Source organism: uncultured Brachyspira sp. (assembly GCF_934747485.1).
Classification (GTDB): Bacteria; Spirochaetota; Brachyspiria; order Brachyspirales; family Brachyspiraceae; genus Brachyspira.
Map to the genome: position 1 here is coordinate 1 of NZ_CAKVGN010000004.1, position 20,233 is coordinate 20,233.

General features: G+C 28.0%; 18 protein-coding genes. 14 read left to right on the plus strand and 4 right to left on the minus strand.

From position 1 onward, the window contains the following. Nucleotides 1-76: 76 nt before the first annotated feature. The 10 genes from Q0H31_RS01320 (at nt 77) to Q0H31_RS01365 (ending at nt 10,922) form a co-directional block, all read left to right on the plus strand. The gene (locus Q0H31_RS01320) at nt 77-751 is read left to right on the plus strand and encodes a hypothetical protein (protein ID WP_295295236.1); all 675 of its coding nucleotides are present in this window, start codon (nt 77-79) and stop codon (nt 749-751) included. A gap of 579 nt (nt 752-1,330) precedes the next feature. Then, complete coding sequence (locus tag Q0H31_RS01325) at nt 1,331-2,869, plus strand: peptidase (protein WP_295295238.1); 1,539 nt, start codon at nt 1,331-1,333, stop codon at nt 2,867-2,869. Nucleotides 2,870-2,871: 2 nt separating this feature from the next. Next, nucleotides 2,872-6,108, plus strand: coding sequence for an outer membrane assembly protein AsmA (locus Q0H31_RS01330; protein WP_295295240.1), 3,237 nt, complete (start codon nt 2,872-2,874; stop codon nt 6,106-6,108). Nucleotides 6,109-6,117: 9 nt separating this feature from the next. After that, on the plus strand, nt 6,118-6,720 hold the full coding sequence (locus Q0H31_RS01335; protein ID WP_295295242.1) for a DUF1318 domain-containing protein: 603 nt from the start codon (nt 6,118-6,120) through the stop codon (nt 6,718-6,720). A gap of 470 nt (nt 6,721-7,190) precedes the next feature. Further along, nucleotides 7,191-7,412 (plus strand): type II toxin-antitoxin system HicB family antitoxin, encoded by a 222-nt coding sequence (locus tag Q0H31_RS01340; protein ID WP_295295243.1) that lies wholly within the window; start codon nt 7,191-7,193, stop codon nt 7,410-7,412. Then, nucleotides 7,409-7,642: a type II toxin-antitoxin system HicA family toxin gene (locus Q0H31_RS01345; protein WP_295295245.1), complete on the plus strand. Its 234-nt coding sequence runs from the start codon at nt 7,409-7,411 to the stop codon at nt 7,640-7,642. The genes Q0H31_RS01340 and Q0H31_RS01345 overlap by 4 nt, the downstream gene beginning before the upstream one ends. A 168-nt stretch (nt 7,643-7,810) precedes the next feature. Next, complete coding sequence (locus tag Q0H31_RS01350) at nt 7,811-8,008, plus strand: type II toxin-antitoxin system HicA family toxin (protein WP_295295247.1); 198 nt, start codon at nt 7,811-7,813, stop codon at nt 8,006-8,008. Between the two features lie 24 nt (nt 8,009-8,032). Further along, complete coding sequence (locus Q0H31_RS01355) at nt 8,033-8,431, plus strand: type II toxin-antitoxin system HicB family antitoxin (RefSeq protein ID WP_295295249.1); 399 nt, start codon at nt 8,033-8,035, stop codon at nt 8,429-8,431. Nucleotides 8,432-8,544: 113 nt separating this feature from the next. After that, the gene (locus Q0H31_RS01360; RefSeq protein WP_295295251.1) at nt 8,545-10,101 is read left to right on the plus strand and encodes a hypothetical protein; all 1,557 of its coding nucleotides are present in this window, start codon (nt 8,545-8,547) and stop codon (nt 10,099-10,101) included. A gap of 86 nt (nt 10,102-10,187) precedes the next feature. After that, nucleotides 10,188-10,922 (plus strand): Bax inhibitor-1/YccA family protein, encoded by a 735-nt coding sequence (locus Q0H31_RS01365; protein WP_295295253.1) that lies wholly within the window; start codon nt 10,188-10,190, stop codon nt 10,920-10,922. Between the two features lie 68 nt (nt 10,923-10,990). Here Q0H31_RS01365 and Q0H31_RS01370 read toward each other — a convergent pair whose 3' ends face one another. Beyond that, nucleotides 10,991-11,533 carry a GNAT family N-acetyltransferase gene (locus Q0H31_RS01370; RefSeq protein WP_295295255.1) on the minus strand — a complete coding sequence of 181 codons (543 nt, stop codon included), beginning with the start codon at nt 11,531-11,533 and terminating at the stop codon, nt 10,991-10,993. 237 nt (nt 11,534-11,770) lie between these two features. Here Q0H31_RS01370 and Q0H31_RS01375 point away from each other — a divergent pair, with 237 nt between their 5' ends. Then, on the plus strand, nt 11,771-12,748 hold the full coding sequence (locus tag Q0H31_RS01375) for a LacI family DNA-binding transcriptional regulator (protein ID WP_295295257.1): 978 nt from the start codon (nt 11,771-11,773) through the stop codon (nt 12,746-12,748). Nucleotides 12,749-12,815: 67 nt separating this feature from the next. Here the strand turns inward: Q0H31_RS01375 and fucO are convergent, their stop codons facing one another. Genes fucO through Q0H31_RS01390 form a run of 3 tightly spaced genes read right to left on the minus strand, consistent with a single transcriptional unit; the run spans nt 12,816 to nt 16,155 of the window. Next, the gene (fucO, locus tag Q0H31_RS01380; RefSeq protein ID WP_295295259.1) at nt 12,816-13,964 is read right to left on the minus strand and encodes a lactaldehyde reductase; all 1,149 of its coding nucleotides are present in this window, start codon (nt 13,962-13,964) and stop codon (nt 12,816-12,818) included. 43 nt (nt 13,965-14,007) lie between these two features. After that, nucleotides 14,008-14,709 (minus strand): L-fuculose-phosphate aldolase, encoded by a 702-nt coding sequence (locus Q0H31_RS01385; protein ID WP_295295261.1) that lies wholly within the window; start codon nt 14,707-14,709, stop codon nt 14,008-14,010. 36 nt (nt 14,710-14,745) lie between these two features. Continuing rightward, nucleotides 14,746-16,155, minus strand: a complete 1,410-nt coding sequence (locus Q0H31_RS01390) for a rhamnulokinase family protein (protein ID WP_295295262.1) — start codon at nt 16,153-16,155, stop codon at nt 14,746-14,748. A 245-nt stretch (nt 16,156-16,400) separates the two neighbouring features. Here Q0H31_RS01390 and Q0H31_RS01395 point away from each other — a divergent pair, with 245 nt between their 5' ends. From Q0H31_RS01395 to Q0H31_RS01405, 3 genes are read left to right on the plus strand one after another with little or no spacing between them, the layout of a single operon-like run. After that, nucleotides 16,401-17,897 carry a sugar ABC transporter ATP-binding protein gene (locus tag Q0H31_RS01395; RefSeq protein WP_295295263.1) on the plus strand — a complete coding sequence of 499 codons (1,497 nt, stop codon included), beginning with the start codon at nt 16,401-16,403 and terminating at the stop codon, nt 17,895-17,897. A 40-nt stretch (nt 17,898-17,937) separates the two neighbouring features. Further along, the gene (locus Q0H31_RS01400; protein WP_295295264.1) at nt 17,938-19,155 is read left to right on the plus strand and encodes an ABC transporter permease; all 1,218 of its coding nucleotides are present in this window, start codon (nt 17,938-17,940) and stop codon (nt 19,153-19,155) included. Between the two features lie 40 nt (nt 19,156-19,195). Continuing rightward, a complete protein-coding gene (locus Q0H31_RS01405; RefSeq protein ID WP_295295266.1) occupies nt 19,196-20,218 on the plus strand; it encodes an ABC transporter substrate-binding protein in 1,023 nt (340 codons plus the stop codon). Nucleotides 20,219-20,233: the final 15 nt, after the last annotated feature.

Genomic DNA, 20,233 nt, shown 5'->3' on the forward strand with positions numbered 1-20,233 from the left:
TTGTTTATCTTTACTTAATTTACTACGTTTCATACTTAAATTTTAACAAATTTAAGTTATCTGGGCCAGCCCCAAAATGAAAAAATTTTTGTTAATATTGTCAATAATATCAGTAGCAGCAATTTCATGTGCTGATAAATCTTCAACAAGCGGTAAACCTGTAAGTACTATAGCACCAAGTGCAAATAGTGATGTAAAAGAAGGTACTCCAATAGCTCAATGGGATGGAAAAAACAATATATCAGCTTCTTTATCTGGTGCCGTAGCTGCTCAAGCAGGTGAAACAACTGCTCCTACATATAGTTTGCTTGATAGATTATATACAACTACTTGGTATCAATCTGAAGATGATTATGATGATGGTGTAGTAGAAAACGAAACTACTTTTATATTCTTTGATAATGATTCAAAAATTAGAGAAGTTGAATATGAAAACGGAATACAAGATGACCCTGCTGAATATTCAGCAGTATCAGAATCTTCACCAGTAGGAACTACTGCAATGGCAGGTGTTGAGAATAGTACTTGGAATGCAATGGTTGTAAAAACTACAGAGTTAGGAGAGCGTGACACAGACTGGTCATTATTATACTTAAAAGATAGAGATGTTTTATATGTAATAGAATTAGATAATGCTAATAATTTGGATAGTGCTAAAAAAGTAGCAACAACAATAGTTAATTCAATAGAAACTAACACTGCTGGTACTGTATATAATGATGATAAGTTTATATTATCTGTTGTTAAGTAAAGATAAACATATTTAATTAAGAAAATAGTGATTTACTTTTATAAATAGTTTTAGAGGCTTAAGTGGTATTAATTGCCCTTAGGCCTTCTTTATTGCATACTTAAAAGCCTATTAACAAAAAACAACCGTAAATAAATATTTATATGTTTTTAGTTTAATATTTAGTATGTAAAATATAATTAGTATTACTTTCTTAACTTGCACTTTTTGGTTCTTTTGACGAAGTCCGCACATCGACTGGAAGGAGTCCTTCAGGGCGGCCGAAGGAAGTGCCTGCGGTATTGGTATAAAAGAACCTTATATCCTTCGGATACGCTTCGCGAAGAACTGCATTTTTAGTTAAAATACAAGTATTATATTTATATATATTCTAAGATATAAAGTAAAAACACTTGCACTTTTTGCAACTTTTTGCGGCGGGAAAAAGTTGAATAAAAAACTTACATAAACAATAAAATCAAAACAATATAAATATTTATTAATAAAAAAACTATTATCAATTATTAGATATTTAGCTATATCTTTTTATTTTAAATAATATATAATTATTATATATATAATTATGTTAAAAAGGTATAGATGTTTAGGTTTATTTATTTTGTTATTATTTTGTTAAGCATACTCTCATGCAATAAAAATAATTATCGCTTGGAAGATAAAAATGGTAATAATAATACTTTTGAAAACTCACAGCTTATATCTAAAGACGGCATAAAAGGAAGTATTGTTAAAGGTCAAAAGGATTATTATTATTTTAATGTTAATAAAGAAGAGATTATTGATTTTTATATATCTAATTTAGGCGATAAAGCTATCACTATGACTTTATGCAATTACAAAACTAATATTGTTAAAGTAATAAGTGAGTTTGAGAATACAAATGAAAATACCCGAGGTTATACCATTCAAACCAATGATAAAGGAGAAATATATTCTTCTCAAATTATGAAAGGTATTTATTTTAATCCATCGGAAAACGTAGAAGAAAATAAATATTATATAGTTATAGAATCTAAAAATGATGATACTAAATATAGCTTTGTTCTTAAAAAAAGAGAATGTAATGAAACTGATGAAAAAGAGCCTAATGATATAATATCTCAGTCACAGATAATAGATGTTAATAGTGAAAATAGACTCTATACTATAGATGGATATTATAGCCAAGTTTTTAATCCTAAGTTATATTCTGGGGATTTAAAAAACATGGAAATAGATTCCTATAAAGTTACAAACAGTTCTTTTAATACTTATTCTTTATCTATAGAGCTTTCTGGAGTTCCTTCTGTTGATGCTGCTATAAGATTATATGACAATGCCGGAAACTTTATTGCTAATTATGACCTTAATAATGTTGGCGATGGTGAGGTTGTTGAAAAATTAGTGCTTTATCCTTATATGTCATATTATTTTGTTTTGGTGTCTGAGAGGGCTGTATTAAATATACCATACAGGGTAAGTGTATTAGCTAAGCCTTATGATAAATATACTGAAGATGAACCTAATAATAAATACACACAATCACAAAATTTAGAGTTTAATAAAACATATAAGGGTGCTATAGATTATTCTTATGATAGGGATTATTATACATTTAATGTACCTATACAATCAAGCATAAAACTATCTTATTTCTTAATAGATTCACAGGCTATTAATTTGAGAATATCTAATGAAAATGAAGGAATAATAGCTACTATGCCTCAAAATGATGATGAGTATACCACTAGCTTAAAGCAAGGAAAATATTATTTGATTTTTGAGAGAGATACTACTAAAGAGAAATGGGTGAAGGGCAGTTCTAAGATTAGAAATTATGAGTTTAGTATGGCTATATCCAATGAAATTAGCGGATATTATGAGGATTTAAATTACAATAATGATTATTACAGTAATGATTATGATGATAGTTTTTACAATAATAATTATAGTGACGGCTTTTACAATAATGGATATAGTGACAGTGTTAATAATGATAATCAAACAGAATATAACAATAATGAAGAGACTAATAATTATATTATACTAAAAGATGAAGATTATAATGCAGAATATTATTATTATAATAGTGAAGATAATGATATAATGCAAGAATATACTAATTATGGTGAATATTAATTATGGGTATAAAGGATATTTTTAAGAAAAAAAATATAAAAAAAGATTCATCTGAAAATAAAGAATCCTCTTTAGATAATGCTTCTAAAAAAAGAAGATTTAAAAAGAGATATATTCCTTTAATAATAATTTGTGTTTTAATTATAGCTGTAATTGGTGTTAGAATATATTTAAATAATGATAGAGTAAAAACTATAGTAGAGAATGTTGTATATTCTTCTTTGAATAGAAAATTAGTAATAGAAGAATTTAGTTATGGCTTACTTTTTCCAAAAATAGAAGCAAGCAATGTAATTCTTTATAATTCTACAAATTTTAATGAAGCAGAAAACATAAGTTTAGATAATTTAAGATTAAGGTTTTCATTATTTCAATTACTTTTTTTGAAACTTCATATAAAAGAATTAAGCATAGACAATTTGTATGTTAATATGTTTACTGATGAGGCGGGAAATTGGAACCTTCCTGATATGCCTCCTTCAGAGCCAAAAATAGAGGATACAAATAAAGAGCCTTTTGATTTTACTAAATTAGATTTCCTCAAACTAAAAGCTGATGTAGAAAATATTAGAATTAATAATTTATCATTTAGTGCTGATAGTTTATCTTATGTTACAAACAATAGCGGACTTTTTGCAAGTTTAAGTAATTTTAATTTGCATTTAGATTTAAATACTAAAAGATTTTCTTTGTCTAAAGTAATGGGAGTTTCTGCTCCTGAAGCTTTGAAGAAGCTTAATATAAAGAGTTTTATAAGCAATGATTTAGTTTATAATAATTCTGATTTAAATTTCAAAGATGAGCCGTTATTTAATTTGGATATATCTTATCCTAATGAAGATGAAATAAAGATTGTATTTGATTTTGAAGTAAGTGAACCCAATTTAATATATAGTGGAATTAAAAAAGATGATATGCAATTAGCATTTAATTTGCTTGCGAGATATAACATAAAAACTCAAAGTATATTTATAGATAATATTTCATCAGAACTTTTAAATGATGAAATATTAAAAGTAATAGCATCTGCAGCAAATATATTTAATAATAATATAGGAATTGATTTAAATACTTTTTATGCAAGGCTTGATTTAGGAAAGGTAAATAGTTTAACTTCTATGTTTATGCCATCATTAGGTATAAATATGAATGGTTTTTTGAATGTTGATGCAGATAAAACTACAGGCACTATTAATAATCTCAATAATAAACTTACTATAGCTATGAAGAATATCAACTTTGATATGCAAAAAACTATATCTATAAAGAATCTTAATTCTACAACTGTAGTTGATTTAATTATTAATCCAGAAATAGAAGTTGCTGTTGATAATAAACTTACAATAGAGAGAGCAACTGCTTTGAGAAGGTATAGATTTAATAATGCTAATGTGGCATTGAGGGTGGATTCTTCATTAAACGGGCTTACTTCAATAGGTTCTGTAATAAATGACCCTAATAAAAAAAGCGATGCTATTGTTTATATAGATGATATTTCTGCTAAATATGGAAATGCTAATATTTTAATTAAAGGTCTTGTACGTTTTGATGAGCCTACAGATTTAAAATTGAATGTTTCATCACTTCCAGTTGCTGATTTTAGCGGAGGTATTGCAAGAGGTTCATTAAACTTAGATGCTAATATTTTTGGCAGGCTGTTAAGCGATATAGACCTTAATTTGAAAGGCATAATAAATAATTTCTCTTATAATTTAAATGGGGAGGTTTCTTCTACTACAAAGGCTAATATTAATATGCTTGCTAATGCCAATATTATTTCACAGGATATTAATATTTCTGAGTTTAATATTGATTTGGGTAATTTCTTTAATTTTAAGTCTTATTTAAATTTGCAAGGTATGGGGCTAAAAAGCGGTTTTGTTAATGTACATACTTTGAGAATTGCTCCGTATGCTATGAAGAATTGGCTTTCTACAAAGTTTGCTGAGTTAGTAGATGGGCTTCCTTTTGAAGATGATGTTAAACTAACAAGTGCTATTGCTTATAATTTGTCTTTGGAAGATACATTTGCGAGTGTTACAAATTATACAACTGTTTATGTAACAGAAAAGCAGTATAAGCTTCAAGATGTTACTATGAAAGTTGATGCGGATGTTAATTTTGGAGAGAACTTATATGCTAATATAAGAAAGTTTAATATAGATAGCCCTACTAATAATTTGAAAGTGAGAGTTGATGGATATTTTACTCCTGTGATAAAAAATGCTAATTTAAATTATGAGGTTGGTTTAGATACTGATAGTTTATATTTGCCTTTTGGAATTGAGATTGGTGGGCTTTTAAGTATAATAGGAAATTTAAAAAATAATATTGCTGATGGAGATTTGATTGCGGATAATTTCTTTGCTAATATGGATTCTCCAGATAAGATGTCTATTTTATTAAAAGGATTAGATTCTAATATAGATTATCATTTTGATTTAACTCCTAATAAAAATCAGGTGGTTTCAACTGCAGCAAGATATAATCCTCTCACAAGCCAAGTGCCAAATTTGTTTATTGACCAGCTTAGAGTATATTTAAAAATACCGCCTTTTATAGATGACAGTATTAGAATAATGGATTTTTCTTCTTCTGTGAGAGTGCAAGGACACGGACTTACAATACAAGATTTGAAATCATCATTATATATTGGAGGAGAAAAGTTTGATGATAATTTATTTTTAGCATCAATATCAAATAACACAGCACCAAGAAGGGGAGCTATACATTTACCTTGGCTTAATGTTGATTTGGGAAGCTTTGATACGAGCACTATAAAATATGATATGAGAATGCTTGCAAGTGATATTAACTTCAAATATTTGCTTCCTCCTGAAAATAGAGATAAAATTAATGATGAAAAATTATTGGTTAATTTAACGGCAGATATTGCCGGAGTTGGTATTAGCCCTCTTAATAACATAAGACCTACTACATTCTTTGTAGGTATTAGTAAGATGTCTACAGAGTTTTCTAAGTTTTTAATAGAGATGATACGCCCTATTAACCCCGGTATATCCACAGTTGAAAACATTGTTCAGTTTGGTTATGACCCTAATTCTGTGGAATTTAGTATATCTGCAAATAAAGTGTTTACTACATTCTATTTTAGAGACCAAAACTTAGATAAACCTAATCAGCAAAAACAGCAATTAATAGCATTTGAAGGCGATAAGTTTGGGCTTGAGCCTATGCCTTTCTCTGATGTTATATCCTACTTAGAAGGCGGAAATTAAGGAGATTTTATGAAAAAGTATTTTATATTTTGCATTTTTATGTCAATGATTTTTACTAGCTGTTCTAAACTAATATTAGTTCAAGAGCCTGAGATGAGAGTTTTGGGAGGAAAGACTTTAATAGAAGCACAGGTTTTGGGTAGATATAGACAAATTGATGAGAGTGCTTATCAGATTTCTACTCTTTCAACAGATAAAGATTTAAGCCTAATAATGGTGAGTACAAATGTTTCTGACGAGGTTGCTTCAGAATATAAAGAAGCTTTAATTAGAAGCATGTTTAATCAAGATGAGATTAATCTTTATAAAACTAATGCTTATATTGGAGAGAACAATAACGGTTATTTATCATATATAGCATTTGATGTTACAGACCCAAAAGTTCAATACGGCGAAACTAGAATAGAATATATAAAAGAGATAATGGAAAAAGAAAATGCAGACAGAAAGATTATAGCAGAATATTTAATATTATCAGACCCAAAACTTACAATGTCGAATATAAAAGAAGTAGAGGCAGCACTTTATAAAAGAAATATAGAGCGTCTTGTAAACAACAGTTATTATCAGCTACCAGATGATAGCTGGACTTTATACACAAACTCTAATTAATATTCTTTTCTAAAACAATTAAAAATTAAAATATTTGCAGGGCTTTCCCACCTGCGAAGCGTTCCCGTAGGGTACACTCCCCCAGTTCTTTTGCCGATAGGCACCTACTCGGTACGACCGAAGGAAGTGCCTGCGGTATTGGTATAAAAGAACTGCATTTTTTAAGCAAAATACAAGTATTATATTTATATATATTATAGGATATAAAATAAAAACATTTGCACTTTTTGCAACTTTTAGGTATGGGTGCGTAGCTGCTATAAAAAGAACAATAAAATTTTTTAAACATATACTAATTTTTTTGTAAAATTATTTGTTTAAATTAAGATATTTATGTGAATTAGTCCAACACATCAGCTCTTTATAGGCTTACTGCAGACTGTCACTATGTTTAGGAAGTTTGCTAAAGGGGCTTAAATTAATACTAATTTATGTTATAATTAAAATATTAAATGCTTTGGGGTATTTCAATGAAGAAAAAGTTTTTTGCATATATAGAATATGATAAAGAAAGTAATGTTTATATTGGATATATTCCTTCAATAGTGGGGGCTCATACTCAAGCGGACACTTTGGAAGAGCTGCATATAAGATTAAAAGAGGTTTTGGATTTATGTCTTGAAGAGATGGACATTGAAGAGAAGAATGCCATTCCAGAGTTTGTAAAGGTAGAAGAGATAGAGCTTGTATGAGTAAGCTAATATTAAAGGAGGCAAAAACTATAGAAAAATTGTTGTTTTTATTAGGGTTTGTTAAACATAGGCAGAAAGGAAGTCATGCTTTTTATAAACATGAGGACGGACGATGCACCGTTATACCTTTTCACTCAAGCAAGGTAATATCAAGACCGCTTATGAGAAAAATATTAAATGAAATAAATCTCGATGTAGAAGAATATAATAATCTTATAGAAAAAATTTAAATAATTTATGAATGTGTTTTTATATAATGGACTGTTACTGCGTTTAGGAAATTTTCTAAGGGGGGTGATTGTGAGTTGACAAAAAATGGTTTATGTGTATACTTATGTGTATAAAAAGGAGTGTTGAAATGGTTATGAATTGTTTTATTATTAATAAGGAGAATTTCATTGAAAGCATCAGAAATTATAACACTTCTAAAAAAAGATGGCTGGTTTCAAATTGCTCAGAAAGGAAGCCATAAACAGTTTAAACATAATACGAAAAAGGGAAGAGTTACAGTACCTTATCATAGTAATGTTGATTTACAGGTAGCTGTGATAAAAAGTATAGAAAAACAAGCTAAGATAAAGATTTTAAATAAATAGTTTGTTTTTATAAAATATTTTATTATGAAAAAAAATATAGAAACATTTGTAGCAAATATTTATAAAGTAAAATCAGGTTATAATTCAACATTTTACGATTTTGACGGATGTGTAAGTGCAGGTAAAACTTTAGAGGAAACAGTAAATAATTCTAAAGTAGCACTTCAAATGCATATTGATGGTATGATAGAAGATGGCGAGAAAATTCCAAAAGCCTCTAGTTTAGAAAAGATAATTAAAGAGACTGAAGATGAACCTATAACGAGAATGTTAATAGAGGTGAAAGTTTCAAGAGAGAAGAAGAAGAGAATAGATATTACATTAGACGAGAGTTTATTAAAGACAATAGATAACTTATCATCAAATAGAAGTGAATTTATATCATTAGCTGCCAAAAATTATATATCTAGTTATTATAAATAAATATCATATTTTATTCAGGCTGTTACTGCGTTTAGGAAGTTCGCTAAATGGGCTTGATTTTTTTTATTTATACCTATATACTTGGATAAAGTATTATATTAATGGATAGTATTATGAAGTCTGAAAATAAATATTTAGTATATTTTTTAATTGTATTTACTATTATATTTGCTCTTTTATTAAGAATATACTTGCTGCCTAAAGAAGGGCAGATTTATTATAGAGATTTTTCATCGCACTTTCATGATATGAAAATACATTATGAAAGTAATACCATTCCTCATCTTGGAGCACGTTTTGAAATGGGCAGTTTACATGATAATAGTAAGCCAAGAGTTCCTGGAGGTTTTTTTTATTTGCATTTTCTTCTATGTTATAAATTAGCCAATGGTAATTTTTTTATTGCTCGTATATATAATCTTATTTCAATGTTAATTCCTGTTATGATATTTTTGTATTGGGTTTTTAAACGGTTTCCTTTAACAGTTTTTGCTATTATATCTTCTATGGTATTAATGAATATATATTATTTTAGTACCAATATGATATTTTACAATCCATATATTACACTTTCTTTTTCTTTTTTATTTTTAACTATGTTTGGTGAGTATGTATCTTCAGAGAGGGCTTTTCTACCTTCAATTTTTATGTTTCCAATTTTAGCTTTAATGGGGCAGGCACATTTTGCTGTTTATTATGGTATAGTTCCAACACTCATTGTTTATCTTATAATAAGATATAAAAAAACTTTGAAAAATTTATTAGGATTATTTATAGGAGTCTTCTTAGCTTTTTTAACATATTTGCCATATTTAGTTTATGAAATAAGAAATAATTTTAATAATTTAGATAAAATGTTAAACAAGGCAGCTAATGTAGATAATGGTATTGTATATCCTCAAGTACATTCATTGATTATGTTTCCAACAAATGAGTTTTCAACTCTTTATGGAAATACTTTCAACCATATAATAGATTTTTATAATAATAATCCGCTTAAATATTTTGCTATTATAATGTTAATACTATCTATTATATTTGTATTATTTGCATTTATATTTTCATTTATTAAATATTTAAAAAATAAAGACTATAAATTTAATAGTTTATATTATAATGGTTCTGATACTTCTTTAGTAATAGCAAAGGAATTATTTTTATTATTTATATTATATTTTCCTGTAACAATAATATTTACAAATATAGCCAATGGTATACCTGGATTATTTCGTTATCAATATGGAGCTTTTGCTTTATCTTTTTCTCCTATTATATACTTACTATATTATTTAAAACTACAAAATAAAGATGGTATTATAAATATATTAGTTATATTTTTTATATTAAATACTTTTAATATGGGATTTAATACTATTGTTTATACTAAAAATTATAAAGAACCGTATAAGTATGAATATTATATGGATGCTGTAGATGCTATAGTAAAAGATGCTAATTTACAGCCATTTAGTATAGAGTTTGGCAATATAAGTGATAATAGAAATTGGTTTTCTGATATGGGAGAGGCTTTTAATAAAACAGGGTATTGGAATCAAGTTGAAGATTCTAATATTGTGTATTATATAGATAGCAGTAAAAATAGTATAAAAATTGATGCTCCAATTATATTTAGTAATAATATTTACATAATATATAAAAAAATAAAATGAAATTATTATGAAAGTATATAAATTTATTTTTATTACAATTGACTTTTTTAAAAAATTTTAATATATTAAAAAACTAGGAGGTACAAATGGCTAATCCAGTTTTATCAGAAAAAGCTTTTGATTATGAATTAAGGCATGCAAATGAAGGCACTATGACTATTAATGGTGCTATAAACAAATCTATTATTTTAACATTAGTTTTAATGCTTTCTGCAATGGTGAGTGTGTTTTTTGTTTTAGCAAACAGCCCAGAAATGCTTTATCCTGCTGCTTTAGGTTCATCTATAGGTGCTTTTGTTTTGGCTTTAATAATGACTTTTAAAAAAGAGTTGGCAAAGGTTTTATCTATACTTTATGCTATACTTGAGGGTGTTGCTATTGGGGCAATTTCTTATGTTTTTAATGCTGCTTATGACGGCATAGTTGTGCAGGCTGTATTTTTTACTTTTGCTGATTTATTTATCATGCTTCTGCTTTATAGATTTAGAATTATAAGAGTAACAGATAAATTGAGAAGTGTAATAGTGGCTGCAACTTTATGTATAGCTATTGTATATTTAGTTAATTTTGTAATGTCATTCTTTGGGGCAAGAATTCCTTTCTTATATGGTTCAAGCCCTTTAAGTATTGGTATTAGTGTTGTTATAGTTGTAATAGCTTCACTTAATTTGCTTTTAGATTTTGACTTCATGGAAAAAGGTGAGGCTTATAATATGCCTAAATATTTTGAATGGTATGCGGCTTTTGGTTTACTTGTTACTTTGGTTTGGTTATATTTAGAGATATTAAAACTTTTATCAAAGATAAAAAGCAGAGATTAATAATTTATTAAGTAATTGATTGTAAAAAGGTATGCATAAATTGCATGCCTTTTTTAAAAAATATTATTTTATTTTTCGCAGCAAAAAACATAATGAAGCATATCCATGTTGTAATAATGCTTTGTTATTTTAGCTATTATTTTCATTTTGTTTTTTATAGCTACTTTTTGAGAAGCTATATTATTATCTCTTATTATAGAATAAACTCTATCAGCATTTAATTTATTAAAAGCATATTCTCTGCAAGAAACAGCACTTTCTATAGCAAATCCTCTGTGCCAATAATTTTTATTAAACAAATAACCTATTTCAAGCAGTTCATTAGAACCATTAATTTTTATATCAATGTTTTGCATTGTTAAACCAGCTTGCCCAATAAGTTTATTATTTTCTTTTAATATAACAGCCCAAAGTCCAAATCCATAAGTTTTATATCTGTTTATTTGTCTTTCAAACCATTCTCTACATTCTTGTTCTGTAAAACCATGTTCATAAGCATACATTGTTTCTTTGTCTTTTAATATATCGCATAAACTATTATAATCTTCTTCGCTGTTTTCTCTTAATTCTCTCAATATTAATCTGTCTGTTTCTATAATAATTCTATTCATTATAATGTTTCCAATTTTTTATATAATTATGTGTTTTTTATCGTATTAAATTATATAATTCATAAACTATTTATTAAGTAAAAAAATTATCATAGCATTTTTATTTAATATTATCTTTACATTTTATATAGCTCCTAAACAAGACAAGCAATATTTACTATTTGCTTTTTTTTATTTTAGTATTATAATATTTGCAATCGATAATGAGATATGTTGATAAAATAGAGGAAATATAAATTGAAAATAAGAGAATTATCTAGAATAAGCGGAGTATCACCGGCAACTATTTCTAGAATGTTAAAAGATCCAAATTCAGTAAAAGCATCTACAAGAAATAAAATTAATGATATTTTAAAAAATAACGGCATAGATAATTTTGCTATAAACTCTATAAAGAGAATTATATTAATAATTCCTGATTTAAGTAATACTTTTTATATTGATATGTTTAATGGTATAATATCAGTAGTGCAAAAATCTAATATTCCTTTTGAAATATATTTAACTAATGAGTCTATTGATGAAGAAATAAAAATATTTTCTAGGATAGAAAGCGATAAAGATATTGGGGTGATATGGGTTCCAGCTTCTGCTAAAAGAGATGAACTTCCATATAATAAAAATACTAATATTGTTTCATTGGTTGATAGGAATTTAGAATTTGAAGATATATATATAAAAAATTTATCTAATAATTTTAGTGCTGCCAAAAAAGCAACAGATTTATTAATAGAAGGTGGTGCTAAAAATCCTATTATTATCACAGGAAGTCTTAATTTAAGTAATGCTCAAGAGAGAAAAGAGGGCTTTTTAGATAGTATTAAGAGTCATAATTTGGACAATGGCATAGAAAGAGTATATTATGGTGATTTTAATAATAGCGATAGCGGATATCATATAATAAAAAAACTTGCAGAAGAAAATATAAAATTTGATTCAATATTAGCGGCAAATCAGATAGTAGCCATAGGTATATTAAAAGCTTTAAAAGAATTGAAATTATCTATACCAGAAGATGTGTCAGTAATATCATTTGACAAGGTAGTTAATTTGTATTCAGAAAATCAAAATATTTCAGAAGTAGTATTTCCAGCATTTGATATAGGTGTTAATGCTGCCAAAGTGTTATTAGAACATAAAGATATTAATATGTCTAAGCAAATATATCATTTTTCTGCTCAATTTAATTTGAGAGGCAGTGAAAAGAAATTCTAATATTTATAAAAAAATAAAGACTGCTAATATTTCCAAGCAGCCTTTATTTAATTTAAAGAATATCTAATTAATAAGCTTTCTTATATAAAGCCAAAATATCATCTAATGTTACATCTCTTGGATTTCCGCCAGTACATACATCAGCCAAAGCATCTTTTGCTAATCTTGGTAAATCTTCTTCTTTAATTTTTAATTCTCTTAAATTAGCAGGAATATTAACATCTTTAGAAAGTTTTTTTACAGCCTCAACAGCTTTTTTAGCAGCTTCTTCTTTGCTTAATCCATCAACTTTTTCACCCATTGCCACAGCTATATCAACATATTTATCTATACAAGCAGGCATATTAAATTCCATAACTATAGGCAAAAGCACAGCATTAGCAACACCATGAGGAATATCAAATATAGCTCCAAGCGGGTGAGCCATAGAGTGAACAATACCAAGTCCAACATTGCTGAATCCCATACCCGCAACGTACTGAGCAATACTCATACCGTCCATATCTTTCATGTTTTTATCTTTAACAGCTCCTCTTAAGTGTTTAGATATAAGTTCCATAGCTTTATATTCAAACATATCAGAAATAGTATGTGCCCCTTTAGTAATATAACCTTCAATAGCATGAGTTAAAGCATCCATTCCAGTAGCAGCAACCAAACTATTAGGCATAGAAGCCATAAGTTCAGCATCTACCAAAGCAACTATAGGTATATCTTTAGGATCAACACAAACCATCTTTCTATTTTCTGCTTCATCAATAATTACATAGTTAATAGTAACTTCAGCAGCAGTACCGCAAGTAGTAGGAAGTGCCATAATAGGAACGCTTTTATTTTTAGTAGCGGCAACTCCCTCAAGCGATTTAACATCAGCAAAATCAGGATTATTTTTAGTAATACCTATAGCTTTAGCAACGTCCATTACAGAACCTCCGCCTACAGCAATTAAAAAATCGGCACCAGATTCATTGAATTTTGCTAAACCATCTTTACAGTTTTTAATAGTAGGATTTTGCTTAATATCTAAAAATACATCATAAGCAATATTAGCACCATCTAAAACATCTTTAACTTTTTTAAGCACACCGCAAGAATCTAAAACTTTATCGCTTACTAAAAGAGCCTTTTTAAAACCTCTTGCTTTAACCTCTGTAGCAAGCTCGCTTCTTATACCAATACCAAAATAACTTGTTTCATTTAAAATGTATCTAGCCATTAAAATACTCCTTTTAAAAATTATTTCTCTATTATTATAAAAATTATTTTTTCTTAGACTTAGATGATTTAACTGCTGTTTTTTTAGTTTTATGTTTTACATTAAGACCATAATTTTTAAATTTTTCTAAAACAATTTCCATTTCAGCATCAGATAAAACTGAATAATCGCCAATACCTCTTACACCCATATATAATCTTGCTAAATTTTCTACTTCCATCATAACATGATATGCTTTTTGCAATGTTTCATCAGCCGCTAAAAGACCATGATTTTTTAATATGCAAGCTTTATATCCTTTCATAGATTTAGAAATATTGTCGCATAATTCTTGAGTTCCATATGTAGCATATTGAACACAAGGAATCTTATTTCCTCCAGCAACACCTACCATATAATGAATAGCTGGAATATAATCTATATTCAAAATAGAAACCATAGATGAATAAATTGCATGATTATGTATTACAGCATTAAAAGTAGGGTTGTCTTTAAGAATAGATAAATGAAATCTCCATTCACTTGAAGGTATTTTGTCTTTTTCTGGTTTTCCTTCGCCGTCTACAAAAACAATATCATCAGGGGTCATAATCTCATAAGGCATACCTGAAGGTGTAATAAGCATACCGTCTTTAAACCTTATACTTATATTTCCAGCAGTACCTTGATTAACCCCATCTTTTCTCATGTTTAAACAAGCTTCTATTATGCTTTTAGCCAAATCTTTTCTATTAGCAGTAGCCATTTTGTCTCCTTAAAAAAATATTATTATTAAAAAACATTATATTTGTTTTATATCAAAACTATTAACAACTAATTTTCTCATTTCACTAGTATCTTTTAAAACCCCTAAAGCTTTAAATTGTGCTAATATATTACCAGTGGCAGTGCATTCTATAGGTCCTACCGAAACAGTTAAATTAGTTTTTTCTTTTGTAAGCTCGCATATTAATTTATCTTTTGTGCCTCCGCCTACAATGCATAGTTTATTAATATCTTTATTTAAAAGTTTTTTAAGGCTGTTAATATATTTAGCATAACTCTCAGATAAAGAATTATATACAGAAGCTATTATAACACCTTTCTTATCTTTTTCTACATTAGTTTGATTAGTATCTTTATAATAATTTAGTATCTCATCTTCTATGTCTTTTGGATTATAGAATCTATTATCGTTAATATCTATTCTATGTTCATCTTTAATATTATCTCTTGCGAGTTTTTCCATATCATTAAAAGAAATTTGATATTTCTTTTGAAGAAGCTGTATAGTCCAAAGTCCATTTATGTTTTCTAAAAATCTTATGGTATTATTGTATCCCATTTCATTTGTAAAGCCATTTTCAAAGGCTTCATCGGTTAATATTGCTTCTTTTAATTCCACACCAAGCAAAGACCATGAGCCTGATGATAAATATGCTGTATTATCATCGAATATAGGTGCTGATAAAACGGCTGAAGCAGTATCATGAGAAGCAACAGCTATAACATCGAATGGCTTACATCCTAAATAATCTGCTATCTCTTGTTTTAATAAACCTTTTTTATTTCCTGCTTCTTGAAATGGTGGAAGTTTATTGATATCAAAATTAATTTTTTCTAAAATTTCTTTAGACCATTCTTTTTTGTTTATATCTATAAGCTGAGAAGTAGAAGATATAGTGTACTCTGCAGAAATATTACCTGTTAAAAAATACCCAAATAAATCCGGAGTAAATAATAATTTTGAAGCATTATTTATTATATCTGCTCTGCCTTGTATATCTTCATATAGCTGCATTATGCTGTTAAAAGGCATGCATGAAATTCCTGTTATTTTATATAATTCTTTTGCAGATAGTCCTATTTTTTCTAATTTTTTTATTGTATCTATGGTTCTAGTATCTCTGTAATTTATTGGGTTGGATAATAATTCGCCATTTTTATCTATATATCCATAATCAACACCCCAAGAATTAATACCTAAAGACAAAGGCTGAATTCTCATATCTATTACTTTTTTAATTCCTTTTAATAATTCATTATACATATATATAAAATCCGTATAATAGTAATTATTAATTTTTATAGGGGCTAAAGAAAATCTATGTACTTCTTCCAAAGTCATTTTATTATTTTCAAATTTAGATAAGAAGATTTTGCCTCCAGAAGAACCGAAATCGCAAGCTATAGAATAAATTTTATTGCTCATAAAAATCACCATTATTATAATGTAATACAATTATAATAAATTTTTGTTTTGTATTCAATAAAAAAGTAATATTTTTTAAAAAAAGAACATTTTTTTGTTTAAAAAATAAATATTTTAAAACAAATAAATTATATAAATAAAAAAATATCATTTTTTTAAAAAAATAATATAAAATATTGATTATTGCTGTTTTTTTGACTAAAATATTAAGTATACATAAAAACAACTTAAGGATAAATTATTCTATGAGTGATAATATAATTTTAAAAATGACAGGTATAGAAAAGAGGTTTAAAGGTGTTTATGCTTTAAAAAACTTTAATTTTTCTTTAGTAAAAGGGGAAATACTCGCTTTAATAGGGGAAAATGGTGCCGGTAAATCTACACTTATGAAAATTTTATCTGGTATATATAAAAAAGATTCTGGTACTATAGAATATTTTGGAAAACCTTTAGAAGTATCAGGACCTAAAGAAGCTGAGGAGATGGGTATATCAATAGTGCATCAAGAGTTAAATTTGATGAATCATTTAACTGTAGCACAAAATATATATATAGGTCATGAGCCGTTAAATAAATTCGGACTTATAGATGATAAATTAATGATAAGGCGTGCCGGTAAGATATTTAAAGGCATGAATGTAGATATAGACCCATCTGCCAAAATAGGTTCTTTAACCGTAGGAAAACAGCAATTAGTGGAAATAGCAAAAGCATTGACACATAATTCAAAAATATTAATACTCGATGAACCAACAGCCGCTTTAACTGAGTCTGAAACAAAAGAACTCTTTAGAATAATTAAAGATTTACAAATAGCAGGTGTATCAATAGTATATATTTCTCATAGGTTAGATGAATTATTTATATTATCAGACAGAATAACAGTTATCAGAGACGGTGAATATATAGATACAAAGTTAACAAAAGAAACTAATAAAGATGAAATAGTTAATTTAATGGTTGGACGTGTTATATATGAAAAGCCAAAAACAGAGAGCAAAGTAGCAAAAGATGCTAAAGAAATGTTAAGAGTAGAGAACTTAGTTGTTCCTGGTGTTGTAAAAGATGTAAGTTTTTCTTTAAAACATGGGGAGATATTAGGCTTTGCAGGTCTTATGGGAGCTGGAAGAACTGAGGCGGCAAGGGCTATTTTTGGAGCGGATAAATTTGAAAGTGGAAGAATATTTGTTGATGGAGAAGAGGTATCAATTAAATCGCCAGTTGATGCTATAAAAAGCGGAATTGGGTATCTTTCCGAAGATAGAAAAAGATATGGTTTAGCATTAGGGCTTCCTGTATTTGAAAATATGATGATGGGTAATTATGATAAATTTTCAAATATGCTTATGGTTCAAAATTCAAAAGTAAAAAATGCAGCAGAAGAGGAGGTAAAATCATTAAATATAAAAACCCCGTCTGTAGAACAGTTGGTTAAGAATCTATCTGGAGGAAATCAGCAGAAAGTTGTAATAGCGAATTGGCTTATAAAAGAATGTAAGGTATTAATATTTGATGAGCCTACTAGGGGAATAGATGTAGGAGCAAGAAGTGAGATTTATAATCTTATGGAAAAATTAGTATCTATGGGAAAATCTATAATAATGATTTCATCAGACTTAGTAGAAATACTTAGAATGAGTGACAGAATATTGGTTATGTCTGAAGGCAAAAAAACAGGCGAATTAGACATAAAAGGAACTACTCAAGATGATATTATGAAATATGCTACTATGAGATAATATCATTTACTATAAAAAAATAATATTATGGAGTTTATATATGTACAATATTGAAACTAACACTTTTACTGGTAAGTTATGTTTTAAAGCTAGAATGAGGAGAAAAGTAAGAAATTCTCTAATATATCTAAAAAATAATGGACTTCAAAAATTTTTAACAATAGTTGCTCTTCTTATATTGTATGTCTTTTTTGTTATAGCAGGAAGAAATTTCTTTACATTTGATACATTTTCATTGATATTAAGAAACTCTTATTTTATTGGATTTTTAGCTATAGGTGTAACATTTGTAATAATAACCGGCGGTATTGATTTATCTATTGGTTCGCTGTCATTGTTTGCAGCAATGGTTGGCGGTGTAATGATAACAAATTTTAAAACTCCTATGTGGGCAGTGATTATTATAGTAATTGCAGTTGCTACTTTGGGCGGATTCATAAATGGCTGTTTAATTTCATATTTCCATTTGCCTCCATTTATTGCTACTTTAGGTATGCTAATGGTTACAAAGGGTTTATCTGGTATTGTTTCAAAATCTCAAACTATATATTATCCAACTATAACTGACCCTGATTATGGTTGGTTTAGAGTATTATTTAATGCTACTGAATCTAATTTCCCATCTGGTTTTATTATGCTAGCCATATTTACAATAATATCTGTAATTGTGCTTACTAAAACAATAGTTGGAAGATATATATTTGCTTTAGGAAGTAATGAAGAGGCAGCAAGACTTTCTGGTATAAAAACTAATAAATGGAAAATAATAGCTTATACAATAGCTGGATTTTTCTGTGGTATAGGAGGTTTAACTTTTGCTGCAAGCTATTCAAGTATAAGCCCTGGTGCAGGTCAAGGTTATGAATTTGATGCTATTGCTGCAGTAGTTATAGGAGGTACTTCTCTTTCTGGCGGTGTTGGTTCTATAATAGGTACTATAATTGGTGTATATATAATGTCTGTACTTAAAGTAGGATTACCTTCTGTGGGTGTTGAACAGTTCTTCCAATATTTTACTATAGGTATAGTAGTTATTATAGCTGTACTTATAGACGTTTATAGAATAAAAATGTCTAATAAAGTTAAAAAAGTTGATGTAAAAAAAGAAAAACGTGAACAGCTTGAAGAAGAGATTGAATCTTTTAGAGTAAAAATAGATTATATGATATCAGACAACACTAAAGATTATTCTAAGGAGATGGCAGAGGTGCAATCAAAAATTAATTCTTTAGTTGAAGAAAAGAAGAAATTGAAATAAAAATCTTAAAAATAAAAAAAATAATTTTAAGGAGAATAAAATGAAAAAGATTTTATTACTAGCTACTACTTTAATAGGATTAACAGTTATGTTGGCAAGCTGCGGCAATAAAGAGCCTTATATAGCTGTTGTATCTAAAGGATTTCAGCATAAATTTTGGGTAACTGTTAGAAATGGTGCTGAAGATGCTGCAAAAGAAAATGGTGTAAAAATTAGTTTTGTTGGTCCTGAAACAGAATCTGATTCAAAGATACAGCAAGACTTATTAGATAGTGAAATCAATAAAAATCCAGATGCTATAGCATTTGCTGCTGTAACAGGAGATTTTACTGAACAAATTAAAAGAATAAAAGAAAAAAATATTCCTTTAATTGGGTTTGACTCTGGTATATTACCTGATCAAGCACAAGGAGCTGTACTTGCAACTGCTTCTACTGATAACAGAGCTGCTGCTGCTGTAGTTGCAGATAAGATGTTTGAAGCTTTAAAAACAAGAATAGCTGCTTTCACTACTGCTAATAAAGCTAAAATCGCTGTACTTCAATTAGATAACTCTGATACTGGTATAGGAAGAGCTGAAGGTTTTGTAAAAAGATTTACAGAATTAGCTGATGGTGATGCTACAACTGTTGGTAAATACACTTTACAAGTTATAGTTCCTACTACTCAAAATGAAGCTGATATAGCTAATGAAGTTAATGCTTTAAGAGGAAAAAGTGTTTTAGGCATATATTTATCTAATGAAGCTATGGCTAGAGGTTTTTTAGTAGTATATAAAAGTGCTGAAGCTGGTGCTGCTAATACTATAGTTGGTGATGCTCAAGACGGCGGCGATTTAGTTGTTATGGGCTTTGACTCTGGTAAGCCTCAATTAGATGCTATAAGAAGAGGTATAATAAAAGGTTCTGTTACTCAAGACCCTTATAGCATTGGTTATCAAGCTGTAACTTTAGCTTATAAAGCTTCTAAAGGTGAACCTGTTGCTAACGTTGATACTGGTGCTAAATGGTATGACAAAACAAATATCGATGACCCAGAAATAGCTAAATTACTATATGAATAATTTTTTGGAGGTAGA

What these genes read in the sequence shown, in the direction of transcription:
- Q0H31_RS01320 (WP_295295236.1), top strand. Translation starts at nt 77, where the DNA reads ATGAAAAAATTTTTGTTAATATTGTCAATAATATCAGTAGCAGCAATT.
- Q0H31_RS01325 (WP_295295238.1), top strand. Translation starts at nt 1,331, where the DNA reads ATGTTTAGGTTTATTTATTTTGTTATTATTTTGTTAAGCATACTCTCA.
- Q0H31_RS01330 (WP_295295240.1), top strand. Translation starts at nt 2,872, where the DNA reads ATGGGTATAAAGGATATTTTTAAGAAAAAAAATATAAAAAAAGATTCA.
- Q0H31_RS01335 (WP_295295242.1), top strand. Translation starts at nt 6,118, where the DNA reads ATGAAAAAGTATTTTATATTTTGCATTTTTATGTCAATGATTTTTACT.
- Q0H31_RS01340 (WP_295295243.1), top strand. Translation starts at nt 7,191, where the DNA reads ATGAAGAAAAAGTTTTTTGCATATATAGAATATGATAAAGAAAGTAAT.
- Q0H31_RS01345 (WP_295295245.1), top strand. Translation starts at nt 7,409, where the DNA reads ATGAGTAAGCTAATATTAAAGGAGGCAAAAACTATAGAAAAATTGTTG.
- Q0H31_RS01355 (WP_295295249.1), top strand. Translation starts at nt 8,033, where the DNA reads ATGAAAAAAAATATAGAAACATTTGTAGCAAATATTTATAAAGTAAAA.
- Q0H31_RS01360 (WP_295295251.1), top strand. Translation starts at nt 8,545, where the DNA reads ATGAAGTCTGAAAATAAATATTTAGTATATTTTTTAATTGTATTTACT.
- Q0H31_RS01365 (WP_295295253.1), top strand. Translation starts at nt 10,188, where the DNA reads ATGGCTAATCCAGTTTTATCAGAAAAAGCTTTTGATTATGAATTAAGG.
- Q0H31_RS01370 (WP_295295255.1), bottom strand. Translation starts at nt 11,533, where the DNA reads ATGAATAGAATTATTATAGAAACAGACAGATTAATATTGAGAGAATTA.
- fucO (WP_295295259.1), bottom strand. Translation starts at nt 13,964, where the DNA reads ATGGCTAGATACATTTTAAATGAAACAAGTTATTTTGGTATTGGTATA.
- Q0H31_RS01385 (WP_295295261.1), bottom strand. Translation starts at nt 14,709, where the DNA reads ATGGCTACTGCTAATAGAAAAGATTTGGCTAAAAGCATAATAGAAGCT.
- Q0H31_RS01390 (WP_295295262.1), bottom strand. Translation starts at nt 16,155, where the DNA reads ATGAGCAATAAAATTTATTCTATAGCTTGCGATTTCGGTTCTTCTGGA.
- Q0H31_RS01395 (WP_295295263.1), top strand. Translation starts at nt 16,401, where the DNA reads ATGAGTGATAATATAATTTTAAAAATGACAGGTATAGAAAAGAGGTTT.
- Q0H31_RS01400 (WP_295295264.1), top strand. Translation starts at nt 17,938, where the DNA reads ATGTACAATATTGAAACTAACACTTTTACTGGTAAGTTATGTTTTAAA.
- Q0H31_RS01405 (WP_295295266.1), top strand. Translation starts at nt 19,196, where the DNA reads ATGAAAAAGATTTTATTACTAGCTACTACTTTAATAGGATTAACAGTT.